Annotated in this window: 14 protein-coding genes; 5 read left to right on the top strand and 9 right to left on the bottom strand. The window is 69.8% G+C overall.

Annotated features, from left to right (window positions below):
- From ribB to HND91_RS11390, 4 genes are all read right to left on the bottom strand, one after another.
- A complete protein-coding gene (ribB, locus tag HND91_RS11375; RefSeq protein ID WP_181706680.1) occupies positions 1 to 675 on the bottom strand; it encodes a 3,4-dihydroxy-2-butanone-4-phosphate synthase in 675 nt (224 codons plus the stop codon).
- A gap of 80 nt (positions 676 to 755) precedes the next feature.
- Positions 756 to 1,298: a flavin reductase gene (locus tag HND91_RS11380; protein WP_343057310.1), complete on the bottom strand. Its 543-nt coding sequence runs from the start codon at positions 1,296 to 1,298 to the stop codon at positions 756 to 758.
- A gap of 167 nt (positions 1,299 to 1,465) precedes the next feature.
- Positions 1,466 to 2,770: an NtaA/DmoA family FMN-dependent monooxygenase gene (locus HND91_RS11385; protein ID WP_181706681.1), complete on the bottom strand. Its 1,305-nt coding sequence runs from the start codon at positions 2,768 to 2,770 to the stop codon at positions 1,466 to 1,468.
- Between the two features lie 115 nt (positions 2,771 to 2,885).
- Positions 2,886 to 4,187, bottom strand: coding sequence for an NtaA/DmoA family FMN-dependent monooxygenase (locus tag HND91_RS11390; protein ID WP_181706682.1), 1,302 nt, complete (start codon positions 4,185 to 4,187; stop codon positions 2,886 to 2,888).
- A 440-nt stretch (positions 4,188 to 4,627) separates the two neighbouring features.
- On the opposite strand from HND91_RS11390, the gene HND91_RS11395 reads away from it, so the two are divergent.
- The gene (locus tag HND91_RS11395; RefSeq protein WP_181706683.1) at positions 4,628 to 5,650 is read left to right on the top strand and encodes a LysR family transcriptional regulator; all 1,023 of its coding nucleotides are present in this window, start codon (positions 4,628 to 4,630) and stop codon (positions 5,648 to 5,650) included.
- Between the two features lie 68 nt (positions 5,651 to 5,718).
- On the opposite strand, the gene HND91_RS11400 is transcribed toward HND91_RS11395, so the two are convergent.
- The gene (locus HND91_RS11400; protein WP_181706684.1) at positions 5,719 to 6,744 is read right to left on the bottom strand and encodes a DMT family transporter; all 1,026 of its coding nucleotides are present in this window, start codon (positions 6,742 to 6,744) and stop codon (positions 5,719 to 5,721) included.
- Positions 6,741 to 8,219 (bottom strand): MATE family efflux transporter, encoded by a 1,479-nt coding sequence (locus HND91_RS11405; RefSeq protein ID WP_181706685.1) that lies wholly within the window; start codon positions 8,217 to 8,219, stop codon positions 6,741 to 6,743. The genes HND91_RS11400 and HND91_RS11405 overlap by 4 nt, the downstream gene beginning before the upstream one ends.
- A 431-nt stretch (positions 8,220 to 8,650) precedes the next feature.
- Here HND91_RS11405 and HND91_RS11410 point away from each other — a divergent pair, with 431 nt between their 5' ends.
- Positions 8,651 to 9,682: an LLM class flavin-dependent oxidoreductase gene (locus tag HND91_RS11410; protein ID WP_181706686.1), complete on the top strand. Its 1,032-nt coding sequence runs from the start codon at positions 8,651 to 8,653 to the stop codon at positions 9,680 to 9,682.
- 135 nt (positions 9,683 to 9,817) lie between these two features.
- Positions 9,818 to 11,308, top strand: coding sequence for an extracellular catalytic domain type 1 short-chain-length polyhydroxyalkanoate depolymerase (locus HND91_RS11415; protein ID WP_181706687.1), 1,491 nt, complete (start codon positions 9,818 to 9,820; stop codon positions 11,306 to 11,308).
- A gap of 15 nt (positions 11,309 to 11,323) precedes the next feature.
- On the opposite strand, the gene HND91_RS11420 is transcribed toward HND91_RS11415, so the two are convergent.
- The 3 genes from HND91_RS11420 to HND91_RS11430 all read right to left on the bottom strand — a co-directional run bounded on the left by HND91_RS11420 (position 11,324) and on the right by HND91_RS11430 (position 13,578).
- Positions 11,324 to 11,563 (bottom strand): DUF3297 family protein, encoded by a 240-nt coding sequence (locus HND91_RS11420; protein ID WP_181706688.1) that lies wholly within the window; start codon positions 11,561 to 11,563, stop codon positions 11,324 to 11,326.
- Positions 11,564 to 11,639: 76 nt separating this feature from the next.
- Complete coding sequence (locus HND91_RS11425; protein WP_181706689.1) at positions 11,640 to 12,413, bottom strand: ferredoxin--NADP reductase; 774 nt, start codon at positions 12,411 to 12,413, stop codon at positions 11,640 to 11,642.
- Positions 12,414 to 12,696: 283 nt separating this feature from the next.
- On the bottom strand, positions 12,697 to 13,578 hold the full coding sequence (locus HND91_RS11430) for a manganese catalase family protein (RefSeq protein ID WP_181706690.1): 882 nt from the start codon (positions 13,576 to 13,578) through the stop codon (positions 12,697 to 12,699).
- Between the two features lie 314 nt (positions 13,579 to 13,892).
- Here HND91_RS11430 and coxB point away from each other — a divergent pair, with 314 nt between their 5' ends.
- The gene (coxB, locus tag HND91_RS11435; RefSeq protein ID WP_343057311.1) at positions 13,893 to 14,900 is read left to right on the top strand and encodes a cytochrome c oxidase subunit II; all 1,008 of its coding nucleotides are present in this window, start codon (positions 13,893 to 13,895) and stop codon (positions 14,898 to 14,900) included.
- Entirely contained in the window at positions 14,897 to 17,455 is a 2,559-nt protein-coding gene (ctaD, locus tag HND91_RS11440) for a cytochrome c oxidase subunit I (protein ID WP_181706691.1), read from the top strand. The genes coxB and ctaD overlap by 4 nt, the downstream gene beginning before the upstream one ends.
- Positions 17,456 to 17,466 lie beyond the last annotated feature (11 nt).

A 17,466-nucleotide genomic window follows, 5' to 3' on the forward strand; every position in this document is an offset into this window, starting at 1 on the left:
TCAGGGCCGGGCGCCCGGCTCGGTGCGCCGGCGATAGGCGATCAGGTCGGCGATGGTGCCGATCTTCAGCCCGTGCCGCCAGGCGAAGGCCATCAGGTCCGGAAGGCGCGCCATGGTGCCGTCCTCGTTCATGATCTCGCAGATCACGCCCGCGGGCGCCCGGCCGGCGAGGCGGGACAGGTCCACGGCGGCCTCCGTGTGACCGGGGCGCTCCAGCACCCCGCCGGCCTTGGCGGCGAGCGGGAACACGTGCCCGGGCACCACGATGTCGGCCGGGCCGCAGGCCGGATCGATCGCAACGGCCACGGTGCGGGCGCGGTCGTGGGCGGAGATGCCGGTGGTGACGCCGTCCTTCGCCTCGATCGAGAGGGTGAAGGCCGTCTCGAACCGGTGAGCCGGCCCGTGGCGCATCATCGGCACGCCGAGCGCGTCGATGCGCTCCTGGGTGAGCGACAGGCAGATCAGGCCGCAGGCATGCCGGGCCATGAAGGTGATCGCCTCCGGCGTCGCGCAGTCGGCCGGGATGACGAGGTCGCCCTCGTTCTCCCGGTCGTCGTCGTCGACCAGGATCACCATCCGGCCGGCGCGGGCCTCCGCGATGATCTCCTCGGCGGAGGAGAGGGGAGCGAGCGGGATCTCGGGGGCGTAGTCGTTTCGGCGGGCGAAGGTGTTCATGGCGGCCTCGGCATGGTCAGGACCGCGCTCGGCGGCCCCGGTGGCGGCGTGTGTGTCGGTGCCTGTGGAGGAGCGGTCGCTCACGCCACGCGGTGGAACTTGCGCGAGAAGTAGACGAGTCCCTCGGGCGGGCCGCTCTCCTCCACGGCGAGAACCTCGCAAAAGAGCACGTCGTGGGTACCGATCTCCGCCACCTCGGCGACCCGGCAGTCGAAGGACACGCTGGCGCCGACGAGCACCGGCGAGCCGGTCACGAGGGTCTTCCACTCGCCGGCGGCGAAGCGGGCGGCCATGTCCTTGTTGCCGCCCGCGCCGGCGAACAGCATGGAGAGGTCTTCGTGCGGGCTGGCGACGGTGTTCACGCACAGGACGTTGCTGTCCCGGATGATCGGCCGGGACTGGGCGGTCTTGTTGATGCAGACGAGAAGCGTCGGCGGGCTGTCGGTGACGCTGGTGACGGCCGAGGCGGTGAAGCCGACCGGGCCGTCCGGGCCGACGCTGGTGATGATGTTCACGGCGGCTGCGAGCTTGGACATGCCGTTCCGGTAGACCTGCCGGTCCACCGGCTCGACCGGGAGATCGAGCGGCACGGCCGGGGTGGTGATGCTGGCGGAGTAGGTCACGAGGGCTCTCCTGGCGAAACGGTCGGAAGCGGGTGTTCGAAGGGCGCAGGCACGGCGGAGGCTGGCGGAGGGTGATCGCCGGCGGTCCTCCGGCGGTCCTTATGCAAGGATCCGTCCACACGCGGCGGACGGAGGCGGGGCGCCGGGCCTGGCGCCCCGGAGACGCGTCAGAACTCGCGCAGGACCTCGCGCAGGGTGCCGCCCTTGTATTCGGTGCGCACCAGCCCCCGACGCTGCAGCGCCGGCACGAGCCCTTCGCAGATCTCGTTGATGTACTGGCGGCTGATGATGGTGGTGAAGGGCCGGGTGATCAGGAAGCCGTCGCCGCCGATGTAGTCGACGATCTCGCCCATGCGCTCCGCCACCTGGTCGGGCGTGCCGACGAGGCCGTCCAGGCCGCGCGAGACCTGCTCGATGCAGAGCTCGCGCAGGGTCTTGCCGCTGCCCCACTGGGCGAACGCGTCCAGCGAGCCCTGCTCGCCGTTGGTGGTGAGCTTGGGCAGTTCCTTGTCGAGGTCGAACTTGGAGAAGTCGATGTCCGTGATGGAGCTGATGGAGGCCAGCACCTTCTCCAGGTAGTCGGGCGCGGTGTGGATGCGCTCGAACTTCGCCTTCGCCTCGGCCTCCGTCTCGCCGAGGATGGGCGCGACGAGGAAGAGGATCTTGATGTCGTCCGGGTTGCGGCCGGCCGCGGCGGCGCGAGCGCGCACGTCGTCGCGGTAGGACTTGCACCACTCGATGTTGGAGGCCGGCGCGATGATGCTGTCGGCCGTCTCGGCGGCGAACTGGCGACCGCGCGGCGAGCCGCCCGCCTGCACGTAGACCGGCTCCAGCTGCGGGGAGGGCGCCACGTTCAAGGGCCCGCGGCACTTGAAGAACTGGCCCTGGAAGTTGATCGGCCGGACCTTCCGGTAGTCGGCGTAGGTGTTGGTGTCCCGGTCCAGCACCACCGCGTCCGGGTCCCAGGAGTGCCAGAGCTGCTTGCAGAGCTCCACGTATTCGTCGGCCATGTCGTAGCGGGACTGGCGCGGCGGCAGTTCGTCCATGCCGAAGTTCTGGGCGGCGAGGTTCTCGCCGCTGGTCACGATGTTCCAGCCGAAGCGGCCCTTGCAGATGTGGTCGAGCGTGGTGCAGAGGCGCGCCAGCGTGAAGGGCGGATAGGCCATGGTGGACATGGTGGCGACCACGCCCATGCGCGTGGTGTTCGCGCCGATCAGGGCGGCGAGGGGCGCAGGATCGTGCTTCGGGCCCATGATGGCGTGCTTGAGGTAGGCCTCCGTCGAATGCCCGTAGGCATCCGAGATCATCAGCGTGTCCTCCAGCATGATGTAGTCGAAGCAGGCGCGCTCCATGGCCCGGGCGAAATCGATGAAGAACTGGCCGTCCCACGGTTCGCCGCCGTTGGCGAAGGGCTTGTTCCACTCGTCGGGCGTGAAGTTGGTGAACCAGCCCAGGTGAAAGCGCGTGGCCATCTGGAGTTTCCTTGTCTGGTGGCCGCCGGTGGCGCGGGCGGCGGATCGTCTTGGGCGATGGGCGCGGGGAATGAAGCCGCGCCCGGGCGGTGGCGGGCGGCCCGCCGGCGGCGGCTCAGAACTCGCGCATGGTGTCGCGCAGGTGCGACTTGGTGTAGGTGGTCCGGGTCAGGCCGCGGCGCTGCAGCGCCGGCACGAGGCCTTCGCAGATCTGGTTGATGTACTGGCGGTTGACCTTCTGGAACGGCGACGAGATCAGGAAGCCGTCGCCGCCGACCTCCTCCATCACCTCGCCGAGCCGGTCGGCCACGTCCTCCGGCGTGCCGACGACGCCGTCGAGGCCGCGAGTGGCCCGGTCCTTCACCAGCTGGCGGAGGGTCTTGCCCTTGCCCCACTGGGCGAAGGCGTCCAGGGAGCCCTGCTCGCCGTTGGTGGTGAGACGGGGCAGTTCCTGGTCGAGGTCGAATTGAGAGAAGTCGATGTCCGTCACCGACGAGATCGAGGCGAGGGTCATCGTGATGTAGGTTTCGGAATTGAAGTAGCGCTCGTAGCGGTCCATCGCCTCCTGGCGGGTCTCGCCCAGCACCGGCTGAGCGATGAAGAAGACCTTCACGTCGTCCGGGTTGCGGCCGGCGGACGCGGCGCGCTTGCGGATGTCGTCGCGGAACTCCTTCATGGCCGGCACGCCGGTGGCGGCGACGATGATGCTGTCGGCGGTCTCGGCTGCGAACTGCCGGCCGCGCGGCGAGCCGCCCGCCTGCACGAAGGCCGGCCGACCCTGCGGCATGGGCGTGGTGTTGAGCGGGCCGCGGACTTTGAAATACTTGCCCTCGTGGTGGATGGGCTTGACCTTGGAATGGTCGGCGTAGGTGCTGGTGGCGCGGTCGCGCACCACCGCGTCCGGCTGCCAGCTGCCCCAGAGCTTCATGCAGACCTGGACGTATTCGTCCGCCATCTCGTAGCGCGCCTCGCGCGGCGGCAGATGGTCCATGCCGAAGTTCTGGGCCGCCAGATCCTCGCCGCTGGTGACGATGTTCCAGCCGAAGCGGCCCTTGCAGATGTGGTCCAGGGTGGCGCAGAGCCGGGCCAGCATGAAGGGCGGATAGGCCATGGTGGAGAGGGTCGCCACCACGCCGATCTTGGAGGTTTTCTGGCCGATGAGCGCGGCGAGCGGCGCCGGATCGCCCTTCGGCCCCATGAGGGCGTACTTGAGATAGGCCTCGCTGGAGTGGCCGTAGGCCTCCGACATCATGAGCGTGTCCTCGATCATGATGAAGTCGAAGCCGGCGCGCTCCATGGCCTGGGCCATGTCCACGTAGAAGCCGCCGTCCCACGGCTTGCCGCCCGCCGAATAGGTGGTGTTCCAGTCGTCCACGGCGAAGTTCATGAACCAGGCGAGGTGGAACGGCTTCGGCATGTCTGATCCCCCAGGTAGCCAGTCGCTCGGGACCTTGCGGGACACCGCTGCGTCCGCGAGGCGACGGCCAGGACCGGTTTAGACGGCGGTCCGCCGATCAGTGAGGGCGGGCCGCGGAAACCGGGCTGGTCGTTCTGTTCGGAAAGTGAAGCGCAACGCCCGGGGGCGAACCATCCGGAAAGCGGGAAGCGCCGATCCGGGGAACCACAGATGCCCGGTTAGGCAATCGCCTCCGGTTCCGGTCGCTTTCTGGGCAGGTGGCCCGGCGGCACACGGGGTTTCCCGCATGCTGCGATGCCGAGACGCCCTTCGGCAGTGCGAATTAAGTGGGAGCTTAAGAGGATGGCCGGTCGGACGAGCTGTCGCAGGCGCCGTGGCACGAAGGTTGCGATGCTTTTCTTTTGAACACGTACGGACTTGTTCAGAAGGATCCGGTCGTCATGTCGAACCTCAGCCAGATCTACGACGTCGATCTGAAGCTCCTCAGGTGCTTCTGCACCATCGTGGAGGAGGGCAGTTTCACGGCGGCGCAGGCCACGCTCAATCTGTCCCAGTCGATGCTGAGCGAGTACCTGAAGTCGCTGGAGATCCGCCTCGGCACCCGGCTCTGCCAGCGCGGCCCCAAGGGCTTCAAGCTGTTCCGCGAGGGTGAGGTGGTCTATCAGGCCGCCAAGGAGCTGTTCGCCTCCATCGAGACGTTCAAGCAGCGGGCGTCCAACATCAACGAAGGCACGATCTACGAGCTCTCCATCGGGATCCAGGACGGCATCGTGGAGAACCCGAAGTCGCGCATCGCCGACGCGATGGAGCGCTTCGCGGAATACTATCCGAACGTGCGCTTCAAGGTGGAGATCATGCTGGGCTTCCAGCTGATCGGCCGGGTGGCGGACGGCCTCATCCACGTGGGCATCGGGCTCATCAACGACCAGTTCCAGCAGCTGTCGTTCGAGCATCTCTACGACGAGCACGCCTGGATCTGCTGCGCGCCGAAGCACCCGCTCTTCAAGGTGCCCGACGAGGCGCTGACCCGGGAGATGATCGAGACGGCCACCTACTGCCACCGGGGCCATCTGGAGTATTTCCACCCGGAACGCGTGCGCCAGAGCGAGACCCGCGGCGACGTGGGCCACGGCGCCCATGCGCACCTCGCGCTCATCCTGTCCGGCCGCAACATCGGCTACGTGCCGAGCCATATCGCCGAAGCCTATGTGGAGCGCGGCCAGCTGAGGGTGCTGAGGACGGACCTGGCCCGGCTGGTCAATCCCATCACCGCCATCACGGGGCCGAGCTCGGCCGACTTCAAGCTCGCCCGCCGCTTCGTCGATTGCCTGGTGGACCTTCACATGGAAACGGGCTCGGACCCGACCGTCTCCACCCTCGCGGCCGCCCGGCTGAAGGCGCCGCGCGTCCAGACCAGGGGTGGCGGCCAGGAGACGTTCGACATCAAGCGCAGCGCGCGCTGAACGGTTGGCCCGCCTAAGGGCGGGCCCGTCGGCGGACGGCCGCCGCACGCGAGGACGGGCCCCGGCCGTCAGCTTCCGCGCGCCGTGTTCCGCCGGATGGTGTAGGCGGTCGAGCCGATCACGATGGCGGCACCCACCAGGGTGGCGAGGTCCGGAAGCTCTGCGAACAGCGCGTAGCCGAATACGACGGCGAACAGCAGCCGCGTGAATTCGAACGGCGCGAGGGCCGCCGCCTCGCCGATCTGGGACGCGCGGGTGAACAGCCACTGGGCGGCGGTGCTGATCGCCCCGATGACGAGCAGAAGGCCCCATTCGAAGGGCGTCGGCGGCACCCACCAGACGATGGTCGGCACCAGGTAGGCCGGCACCAGCACGATCGTCTGGTAGATCAGGATGGTGGCGGTCGATTCCCGCGTCGCCATCATCCGGATGGTGATGGTCCCGCCGCAGACGAGGAGGGCCGCCAGGATGGACATGAGGGCGTAGACGTTCAGGCCCTCGCCGGTCGGCTTCAGCATCACGAGCACGCCGACGAAGCCGATGCCGGTGGCGATCCAGCGGCGGGCGTCCACCCGCTCCTTCAGGATCACCACGGCCAGCACCGTCATGAACAGCACCTGGCTGAAGCCGAGGGCGGTCATCTCGGCGAAGGGCAGGTTGACGAGGGCGACGAAGAAGCAGAGCTGCGAGCCCAGCGAGAAGAGCCCGCGGCCGAGCTGGAGCCCCAGGTGGTTGGTCCTCAGGGTGCCGCGGATGTCCTTCATGAACAGCGGCACGAGCAGGACCGAGAGGATCACCTGCCGCAGGAACAGGATCTGCGTCACCGGCAGGCGCTCTCCGATCAGCTTGATGCCGGCCAGCATGATGCTGAAGAGCACGATGGAGGCGAGCATCATCACCGAGCCCTGAAGGTTGGGCGAGGCGGTGACGAAACGGCCGGCGCTCCGGCGCTGCAGGGCGGTGAGATCGGCCATCCGGTAGACGCGGGCGCGCCGGCGGGGCGGGTCGGCGATCACCGTCGCGGTGGCGAGCAGGGCCTCCTCGCCGCCGCCGGCGGCGAGGTCCGTGCCGCGCTCCTGGATCGGACCGTTCATGAGGTCTCCGCGCGCGGATCGGGGATGGGCGCCCGGGATCGGCGCGCCGGCAGGCGACCCTCGGCCGCCGCCCGGCTGAGAACCCCGTAGCGCCACAGCGTGCCGGCGCCGATGGCGGTGAGGCCCGCGATCAGGCCCCACCAGAGCGCGTGGGCGCCAAGGTCGGTCTGCGTCAGGAGACCGTAGCCGACCGGGAAGCCGACCGCCCAGTAGGACACGGTCACCAGCCAGAAGGTGAAGGTGTTGTCGTTGAGGCCGCGCTGCAGACCCATGCCGACGCCGTAGAAGCCGTCGGCCAGCACATAGAGGGCGCAGACCGGGATGAGCGACAGCGCGAAGGCGAGGACCTCGGCGTTCTCCGGGGCGCGGATGTCGATGAAGAGACCGATGAAGACCTCGGGAAAGACGTAGATGACGAGCGCCGCCCCGGCCATGCCGGCCATGCCGAGCACGAAGGCCACGTAGCCGGACAGGGTGGCGTCGTGGAAGCGCCGGGCGCCGCGCCGATAGCTGATCCTCAAGGCCGCCGCGTCGCCGCACGAGGCGGCCAGCACGTAGCAGATGGTGCCGAAGTTGTGGACGATCTGGTGCGCCGCGATGGCGACCGCACCGAGCTGTCCCATGAGCAGGGTCATGATCAGGAAGAAGGCGCTGTCCACCGTCATCTGCAGGCCGATCGGCAGGCCGGGCCGGAGGATGGCGCCGAGGTGGGCAAGGCTCGGCGGCGTGAACGGGATCTGCTTGCGGAAGCGGGTGCCGTGCACGGTCGCCAGCATGGCGAGGGCGCTGAGGGTGGTGGAGATCACGAAGGCCCAGGCGATGCCCTGCCAGCCGAGGGCCGGCAGCCCCAGGTGCCCGTCCACGAGCGCCCAGGCGAGCAGCACGTAGAGCGCCAGCGACAGGGGCGTCAGCACGTAGAGCACGCGGGCGAGGCCGAAGGCCGGCAGCACGGTGCGCATCAGGCCGAGGCGGAGCACGTTCGCCGGTTCCGCCCAGCGCATGATGCGCATGCACTCATCGGTCTGGCGCACCACGTCCGGCGGCTGGTCGAGGGCGGTCAGCACATGGTGGCCGTAGGTGAACCAGGCGAAGGAGACCGCCGAGAGCACGCCGGTGAGGTAGAGCCCGTTCCAGTAGAGGCCCGGGATGCTGCCGGTGCGCCGGGCGCCCTGGGCCTCCGCCACCGCCACGCCGACCACGATCAGGATGCCGGCCATCACGAAGCCCGACATGCTCATGCGCAGCGACAGGCCCCCGGCCGGCAGCGCCGCCGGGGCGAGGGAGCCGAACAGCGCCAGGGTGGCCGTCATGGTGGCCAGGAACGAGAGATGGCCCATGGAGATGGGCGCGGACAGGCGCAGGGTGTCGGCCGCGTGCTCGGCCCAGGTCTCCCGGGCGGGGCGCGCCGCCGCCGTCGCCGGGCGGCCCTGGACGGGGAGGTCGTCGGCGAGAAGGGGAACGTCGGTCGGCGGCATGGCACTCGGCGCATCAGGGCGCGCGCGTCGGCCCATGGCCGCCGCCGAGCCTCGTCGGGGAATGGCGAAAGAAGGCTCGGGCCGCCGCCCGGCCGTGCTTGGGGGCACCAGCGCCGTGCAGGGGAGCCGCGGCCCTGGTCTGCCGACGCGGACGGCGGTCCGAACAGATGCCGGGACGCTAGCCGCTTCGGCAGGGCGGCGACCATCCCCAAAGGGCAAACCTCGCCCGGCACTCGCCTGAGCATCCGTTGCACCGGGAATGGTCATCGCGCCGCTTTCCTCGGCAGGGCCGGCCGGCGGTCCGGCGGCGGGCCGTGGATCCGGCCGGGCGGGCGGGGCGGACGCGGCGGCTGGAACGGGTCTTGCTCGGCTCCGAGACGGACCGCGGGCCACCATGCCGGCGGCCGGACCCACGATGGGGAGTGCACGCCATGCGCCTGTCCGTTCTCGATCAGTCGGGCGTCGCCGCCGGGGTCTCGCCGGACAAGTCCATCCGCGAGACGCTGGCGCTCGCCAAGGCCTGCGAGACCTTCGGCTATCATCGCTTCTGGGTGTCGGAACACCACAACACGGACGGCATCGCCGGGTCCGCCCCGGAGGTGCTGCTCGGCGCCCTGGCGGCGTCCACCCGGACGATCCGGATCGGCAGCGCGGGGGTGATGCTGCCGCACTACGCGCCGCTGAAGGTGGCCGAGCAGTTCCGCGTGCTGGAGGCCCTCGCGCCGGGCCGGGTGGACCTCGGCCTCGGACGCGGGCCGGGCGCCGACCGGATGACCAGCTACGCCCTGAAGCCCGACTCCATGGACAACCCGATCGCCATGATGTCCGGCATGGACAGCTTCCCCCAGGCGGTGGAGGACGTGATCGCCTGGGCGGGCGGCGACGGCCCGGACGACGCCCACACCTTCCACGGCATCAAGGCCCAGCCGACCGGGCCGTCGGCGCCGGACTGCTTCATCGTCGGCAGCACGAACTTCACCGCCCAGCTCGCCGCGCACTTCAGCCTGCCCTACTGTTTCGCCCATTTCTTCAACGACGGCGTCGGCGCGGCGGATGCGGTGGATCTCTACCGGCGTACGTTCCGGCCGTCCCAGAGGCGGGCGGAGCCTTATGCGTCGCTCTGCGTCTTCGCCCTGGCGGCGCCCACCGAGGACGAGGCGGACGCCCTGTTCCGGCCCTATGCGCTCTGGCGGCTCGATCGCGACCGGGGGCGGACCTTGCCGTTCCCGTCCGTGGAGATGGCCGCCGCCCGCGCGCTTCGGCCCGAGGAGGAGGGCCAGGTCGACCGGCTCCGACGGCTGACGCTCGTCGGTACGCCCGAACGGGTGGTGGCCAATCTGAAGGCGGTCGCCGAGGCTCACCGGCTGGACGAGGTCGTGCTGTTCGCGCCCGCCTACGACCCGGCGGTGCGCACCCGGTCCTACCGGCTGATCGCCGAGGCGGCGGGTCTCGCGCCCGCCTGACGGTTCCGTGTGGCGCGGCTGCCCTGTTCGGCCGGCGCGTGAACCCATAGCCGCATTGTGCGTTGCACCTATCTTGGCTGCAGTGCAGCATGCGCGGCGATGAGTGGCACCGCCGCTTGGGCTCGGGACAGACGCATGGCCTCCCTCGGCAAGACCCTCCGCGACCTCGACCGGGGTCGCCGGCGCTTCCAATCCCTTGATGGCGACGGTCCGGAACCGGCGGCCCGGACCGGGCGACTCGCGGCGGTGGAGGCGTTCGGCGCGAACCCGGGCGGCCTGCGGCTCGTGGAATACGTGCCCGCGCGGCGCGCCGAGCGGCCGGCGGTGGTGGTGGTCCTGCACGGCTGCCGGCAGAGCGCGGCGATCTACGACCAGGGCTCCCGCTGGTCGGACCTCGCGGACGCCGGCGGCTTCGTGGTGCTCTATCCGGAACAGGTGAGCGCCAACAACCGCCGCCTGTGCTTCTCCTGGTTCAAGCCGACCGACACCCGCCGGGGCGCCGGCGAGGCGGAGTCGATCCGCCAGATGATCGTCTCGGCGGTGGAGCGGCACCAGGCCGACGACAGGCGCGTCTACATCGCCGGCCTGTCCGCCGGCGGCGCCATGACGGCCACCCTGATGGCGCTCCATCCGGAGCTGTTCGCCGGTGGCGCCGTCATCGCGGGCCTGCCGTTCGGGGCGGCGACGAGCGTTTCCCAGGCCTTCAGCGCCATGATGGACGGCGTGGATCCGGCGGACGACTGGGGAGGGCGCGTGCGGGCCGTCTCCGGCGACCGGACCGCCTGGCCCGTGGTGGACATCTGGCACGGCACCGACGACCGGACGGTGCATCCCTCCAACGCCGACGCGCTCGTCGCCCAGTGGCTGGACCTCCACGGCCTGTCGAACACCCCTCCGGCCGAGGAGCAGCGTCACGGCCGCATGGTGCGGCGGACGTGGGCGGCCGACGGGCGCGCGCGGGTGCGCGACCACCGGATCGAGAGCCTCGGCCACGGCACGCCGGCAAGCTTCACCGGCCCGTTCGCGGCCGAGCCCGCGCCCTTCTTCCTGGACGCGGGCGTGTCCGCCACCGTGGCGGCGGCGCACGTGTGGGGACTGCTTCCGGTGGAAGACCCGCCGACGGCGACGGCCGACGCGCCGCCGCCCGCCACCCTGGCGGACCTGTCGCCGGCTCGGGCCCGCCGTCCCGCTCAACGCGGCGCGGGACGAGCGCGTGCGGTCCCGCAGGCGGGCATGTCGAGCGAATCGGCGGTCGCGGGCGGTTCGGATCCGTCCGCCGGACACCGGCCGGAGGTCGTGACGACGGGCGAGGGCTGGACGGCCCCGCCGTCCGGTTCGTCGGCTCTCGACGCGGCCCGCCCGGCGGATCGCCCGGACGAGGCGGGCGCGGCAAAGGCCGTGGAGACCACCGGGGCGGTCCTGGTCGACCCGGAGCCGGTAACCGCCTCGACGGAAGCTGCCGTCGAAAGCGGTCCGACGCCCGCCGACGGGCTGGCCGAGGGTCCGGAGCCGCCGTCGTCCGGTCCGGCTCCTGCGGCCCGGCCGGTGGGCGACGTTGCGCCGGATCTGCCGCGGCTGGTGCGCCGGTGGGCCATCGCCGTCGTGCGGCGGCTGCGCAGGCGCTAGCCGCCGCGAGGCCCGTCATTCGTCGCGGAAATAGGGCTCCACCTCGCCCTTGAGCTTCAGGGTCAGCGGCCGTCCCTTGCGATCCTTGGCGGCGCCGGCCGCCACGCGGATCCAGCCTTCGCTGACGCAATACTCCTCCACGTTGGTCTTCTCCTGGCCCTTGAAGCGGATGCCCACGCCCCGCTGCAGCAGGTCGGCGTCGTAGAAGGGGCTGTCGGGGTCGTTGGAGAGGCGGTCGGGCGGGGTATCGGACATGGGATGACGTCTCCGGTTCAAGCGGCCGGAGAGATAGACGGGGCGGACGCCGTTGCCAAGGCCGGCGGTCGCCGGCTCATTTCTGCACGAACGCCTTCTCGACCACGTAGTCGCCCGGCTCGCCGGTGTTGCCTTCCTGGAAGCCGCGGGCTTCCAGAAGCGCCACCGTGTCCTTCAGCATCTCCGGGCTGCCGCAGATCATCACCCGGTCGTGCTCCCGGTCGAGCGGCTCGATCTGCAGGTCGGCCTGGATCTGGCCGGTCTCCAGGAGCGCCGGGATGCGGCCCTGGTTGATGAAGGGCTCGCGGGTGACCGTCGGGTAGTAGAGGAGCTTCGCGCGCACGTCTTCGCCGATGAACTCGTCCTCGGGCAGCTCCACCTTGATGCGGTCCTCGTAGGCGAGCTCGGCCACCGTCCGGGTGCCGTGCACCAGGATCACCTTCTCGTAGCGGGCATAGGCCTCCGGGTCCTTGATGACGCTGAGGAAAGGCGCGAGGCCGGTGCCGGTGGAGAGGAGATAGAGGTTGCGGCCGGGGACGAGGTTGTCCTGCACCAGGGTGCCGGTGGCCTTGCGGCCGACCACGATGGTGTCGCCCACCTTCAGGTGCTGGAGGCGCGAGGTGAGCGGGCCGTTCTGCACCTTGATGGAGAAGAACTCCAGGTGCTCCTCGTAGTTGGCCGACACGATGGAGTAGGCGCGCAGGAGCGGCTTGCCGTCCACCATCAGGCCGATCATCACGAACTGGCCGTTGAGGAACCGGAAGCCCGGATCGCGGGTGGTGGTGAAGCTGAAGAGACGGTCGGTCCAGTGGTGGACGGAGAGGACGCGTTCCTCGAAGAAATTGCTCATCGGACGCTCGCTGCGGACAGGTCGGCGGACACTTAGACCGAAGCGGACGGGCGTTCAAGCGCCGGTCTCGGCCAGGGTCCGGCGCGAAATGGGACGGGCGGGGATCTGGCTTTTCGCGGGAGCCGCCCAGGATCGCCGTCGGTTAGCGCACTTTCCGCCGAGCGTCACGTCGGAAAGCCGGCAAACCGGGCATGTGCGGCGCGCATGGCGTCGCAGGGGGGCAGGGAAAAGGGCGGCGAACCGGTCGCGGTCCGCCGCCCTTCCATCATGAATCCGATGCGGATCAGAGATTGCGCTCGATGGCGCCTTCCACGGCGCCGATCACGCCGCCCATGCCGGACTTGGAGGTCTGCTCGCTCTGGGCGCCGCCGTCCGGACGGGCCGGGGCGAGCGAGGGCTTCTCGCCGAGCGGCTGGGAGACCTGCGCGGTGAACTGCCCCTTGCCGTCGAGGCTCGAGCCGTTGGTCCAGCGGCCTTCCGGGATCGAGCCGTCCACCATGTGGCCGAGGTAGACGTAGGAGAATTCGGTGTTCTCCTGGGCCTGCGGGAAGCTGTTCGGGATCGGCAGCGACGCCGCCATGCCGCCCATGTCCTCGATGGCCGCCAGCCACTGCTGCTGGTGCATGGTGTCGCGGGCGATCAGGAAGGACAGCATGTCCTTCATGCCCGGATCGTCGGTCATGTTGTAGAGACGCACGGCGAGCACGCGGCCGGAGGATTCCGCCGTGACGTTCGCCACCATGTCGGCGGCGAGGTTGCCCGACGCATAGACGTGCGACGCGTCGAACGGAACGCCGTTGGCATCGGACGGAAGGGCCGCGAGGCCGGTCGACAGGATGTGACGGAAGTCGACGCCGTTCAGCACCGCGCCGCCGATGGCGTCCTTGGAAACGTCCTCCTTGATCGACAGGGGCGCGTTCTCCAGGTTGAGCGCCACGGCGGTCGCCAGCATCTCGATGTGGCCGAGCTCCTCCGTGGCCGTGTTCAGCAGCATGTCGCGGTACTTGGCCGGCCCGCGGGCGCCGAACGCCTGGAACATGTACTGCATGGCCACGCGGATCTCACCTTCCACGCCGCCGATCGCCTGCTGAAGGGCGCGTGCGAAATTCGGGTTCGGACGTTCGACCCGTACCGGATACTGCAGTTTTCCGTCTGTGTAGAACATCGTTCTGCTCCTTTTCGTGGCCTGACACCGCCGGTTGAACAGCCTTCCGGATCGCTTGTTCCTATGAAATATTTTTGAATCATGCCGAGCTCCCGCTGTCGCTTGGCGGGAATACTTCCCGGATCTGTGATTTGTGATCGCTGACCAGAAGGTGGTGGCTTGGACGGCCCGGCGTGCGCCGCGGGCCGGAGCGGGCGATCCGGTCGGAACAGAATCGCGTCCCCGCCGTTCGACCCAGAGCCACCTTGAGCGGAAGCCGCGCCCCTTTGTCGTCGCGGGCCCGCTTGTCGGCCCATCGCGCACCGGATCGTTTCGTGACACCACTGCTCTCCGCGACCCAGACGGCCGCCCGTCGGACCTTGCCCCTGGCCCTTTGCCTTGCGGCGGCCGGATGCAGCGGCCCGCAGTCGGCCCTCGACCCGGCCGGGCGCGAAGCCGAGACCGTGGCCCATCTCTTTTTCGTGATGACGATCGGCGGCGCCGTCATCTGGCTCGCCGTGATCGCGCTCGCGGTCTATGCGGGCGGCTTCAAGCAGCGCACCCTCAGCGAGGAGACCGGCCAGCGGCTGATCCTCTGGGGCGGCGCCGTCGTGCCGACGCTGATCCTCGCGGCCCTTCTGGCCTACGCGCTCTGGCTGATGCCGGACCTCCGTCCCTGGACGCGGGAAGCGATGGCCGAGGGAGGCGTGAAGGGGCACGTGACCGCCGAGCAGTACTGGTGGCGGGTGCGCATGGAGGGGCCGGGCGGCCCGGTGGAGAGCGCCAACGAGCTGATCGTGCCCGTCGGCCAGCGGGTGGACCTGACCCTCACCTCGCCGGACGTGATCCACTCCTTCTGGATCCCGGCGCTCGCCGGCAAGATCGACATGATCCCCGGCCGCACCAACCGCATCACGCTGAGGGCCGACCGGCCGGGCGTCTACCGGGGCGTCTGCGCGGAGTTCTGCGGCGAGAGCCACGCCCTGATGGCGTTCACCGTGCGCGCCGTGCCGCCGCAGGAGCACGCCGCGCTCGCGGCCGCCGAGGCCCGGCCGGCGGCGGTGACCTCCGGGGAGGGGCTCCGGCTCTTTCTGGAGAAGGGCTGCGCCGCCTGCCATGCCATCCGGGGCACCGAGGCGCGCGGCGGCGTGGGGCCGGACCTCACCCATGTCGGGTCGCGGCCGACCATCGCGGCGGCGACCCTGCCGAACGACCAGGCCTCGCGGGAGCGCTTCCTCAGGAACCCGGACGCCGTGAAGCCGGGCGTGCGCATGCCCGGCTACGACATGCTGCCGCCGGCCGAGATCGAGACCCTGGCCCGCTTCCTGGGAGACCTGAAATGACCGCCCCGACGAGCGACATCGAGGCGCGGCCGACCCTCCCGGAGCGCGACAGCCCGGCCGACCTGGAGCGGCGCCGCACCCAGGAGGTGCGCCTGCGCAAGGCCTGGGAGACGCCCTCCGGCTGGCACTACTGGACGGCGGTCAACAACACCGAGGTGGGCGTCTGGTACACGGCCACGGCCTTCGCCTTCATGCTGTTCGCCGGCGTCCTCGCGCTCATCATGCGGGCGCAGCTGGCGGTGCCCGAAAACGACCTCGTCTCGGCGGACTTCTACAACCAGGCCTTCACCCTGCACGGCACGGTGATGATGTTCCTGTTCTCCGTGCCGATCTTCGAGGCGGTGGCCATCGTGATCCTGCCGCAGATGCTGGGCGCGCGGGACCTGCCGTTCCCGCGTCTCTCCGCCTTCGGCTTCTGGAGCTTCGTCCTTGGCGGCGTGTTCGTGTGCGGGTCCATCTTCTTCAACGCGGCGCCGAACACCGGCTGGTTCATGTACCCGCCGCTCGCCACCGACGAGAAGCAGTCGGGCATCGGGGCGGACATCTGGCTCCTCGGCCTCTCCTTCATCGAGGTGGCGTCCATCGCGGCGGCGGTGGAGCTGATCGTCGGCACGCTGAAGTGCCGGCCGCCGGGCATGCGGATCAACCTCATCCCGCTGTTCGCCTGGTACATCCTGATCGTGGCCGGGATGATCCTGTTCGCCTTCCCGCCGCTCATCGCCGGCGACATCCTGTTCGAGATGGAGCGGATGTTCGACTGGCCGTTCTTCGACCCGGAGCGGCGGGGCGATCCGCTGCTCTGGCAGCACCTGTTCTGGATCTTCGGCCACCCGGAGGTCTACATTGTCTTCCTGCCGGCGATCGCCCTCATCGCCATGATCGTGCCGACCTTCGCCCAGCGGCCGATCGTCGGCTATTCGTGGATCGTGCTCGCGGCGGTCGGCACCGGGTTCCTGAGCTTCGGGCTCTGGGTCCACCACATGTTCGCCACCGGCCTGCCGACCATCTCGCTCGCCTTCTTCTCAGCGGCGTCCGAGGCGGTGGTGATCCCGACGGGCGTGCAGATCTTCGTCTTCATCGCCACCCTGCTCGCCGGCCGGGTCATCTTCGCGGTGCCGATGCTGTTCGCCACCGGCGGTCTCGCCATCTTCGTCATCGGCGGGCTCACCGGCGTCATGGTGGCGCTCGCGCCGTTCGACTGGCAGGCCCACGACACCTATTTCGTGGTGGCGCACCTGCACTACGTGCTGATCGGCGGCATGCTGTTCCCGATCACCGCGGGCATCTACTACTTCTACCCGCTCGTGTCGGGGAAGATGCTCTCCATGCGCCTCGGCAAGATCGGCTTCTGGCTGATGTTCGTCGGGTTCAACGTGGGATTCCTGCCCATGCACCTCACCGGGCTGAGGGGCATGCCGCGCCGGGTGTTCACCTATGCGGACGGGCTCGGCTGGGACTGGCTGAACCTCGTCTCCACCGTCGGGGCCTTCATCTTCGCGGCGGGCGTGCTGGTGGTCGTCTACGACGTGGTGCGGCCGAAAGGCCGCGAGCCCTACGCGGCGCGCAATCCCTGGAACGCCGGCACCCTGGAATGGCTCATCGGCATGCCGGGCGAGTCCTGGGGCGTCCGGTCCGTGCCCTTCATCAAGAGCCGCTATCCGCTCTGGGACCAGCCGGACCTCATCCGCGACGTGGACGAGGGGCGCGGCCTGCTGCCGGACGCGGAGGAGGGCAAGCGCGAGACGCTGGTAACCTCCGTGCTCGACGCCGAGCCGATCCAGTGCCTGCGCGTGCCGGGCAACGCCGTCGTCCCCATGGTGGCGGCGTTCACCCTCGGCGGCGTCTTCATCGCGGCCACGTTCAAGCTCTGGATCACCACCCTGGTGTTCTGCGTCGCCTTCCTGGCGGCGCTGATCTACTGGCTGTGGACGGGCACGTCCGTGATCCCGGAGAAGACCGAGAAGCACGTCGGCCACGGGCTCGTCCTGCCCATCTACCGGTCGGGGCCGGCTTCGATCGGCTGGTGGGCCATGTTCATCACCATGGTGGGCGACGCCACCGCCTTCGCGAGCCTGGTGTTCGGCTATTTCTTCTACTGGACCATCCATGCCGACTTCGTCCCCGAGGGAGCGGGGCCGGGCGTGCTCTGGCCCATGGTGGCGATGGGCCTCCTGGTCGCCGCCTGGGCGGCGACGCTCGCCGCGCGGCGGCTCAACACTGCCGGCCGCGCCGGGGCGGTGCGCCTCTCGCTCGCCGTCGCGACGGTCCTCACCGTGGCGGGCGGAGCGGCCGGCCTCTGGGGGCCGTGGACGACGAACCTCGATCCGACCAGCGACGTTTATCCGGCGATCGTCTGGATCCTGGTGATCTGGGCGGTGGTCCACGCGGGCGTCGCGGTGATCATGCTTCTCTACTGCCTCGCCCGCAGCCTCGCCGGCCGGCTGACCCGGGAGTGGGACATCGACATGGCGAACGTCGCCCTCTACTGGCACTTCATGGCCATCACGGCCGTGGTGACCTTCGGCGTCGTCGGCCTCTTCCCCGTGGTCGGCTGAAGGAGGGGACG

Origin of the sequence: Chthonobacter rhizosphaerae, from assembly GCF_013839525.1 — a bacterium.
Classification (GTDB): Bacteria; Pseudomonadota; Alphaproteobacteria; order Rhizobiales; family Pleomorphomonadaceae; genus Chthonobacter; species Chthonobacter rhizosphaerae.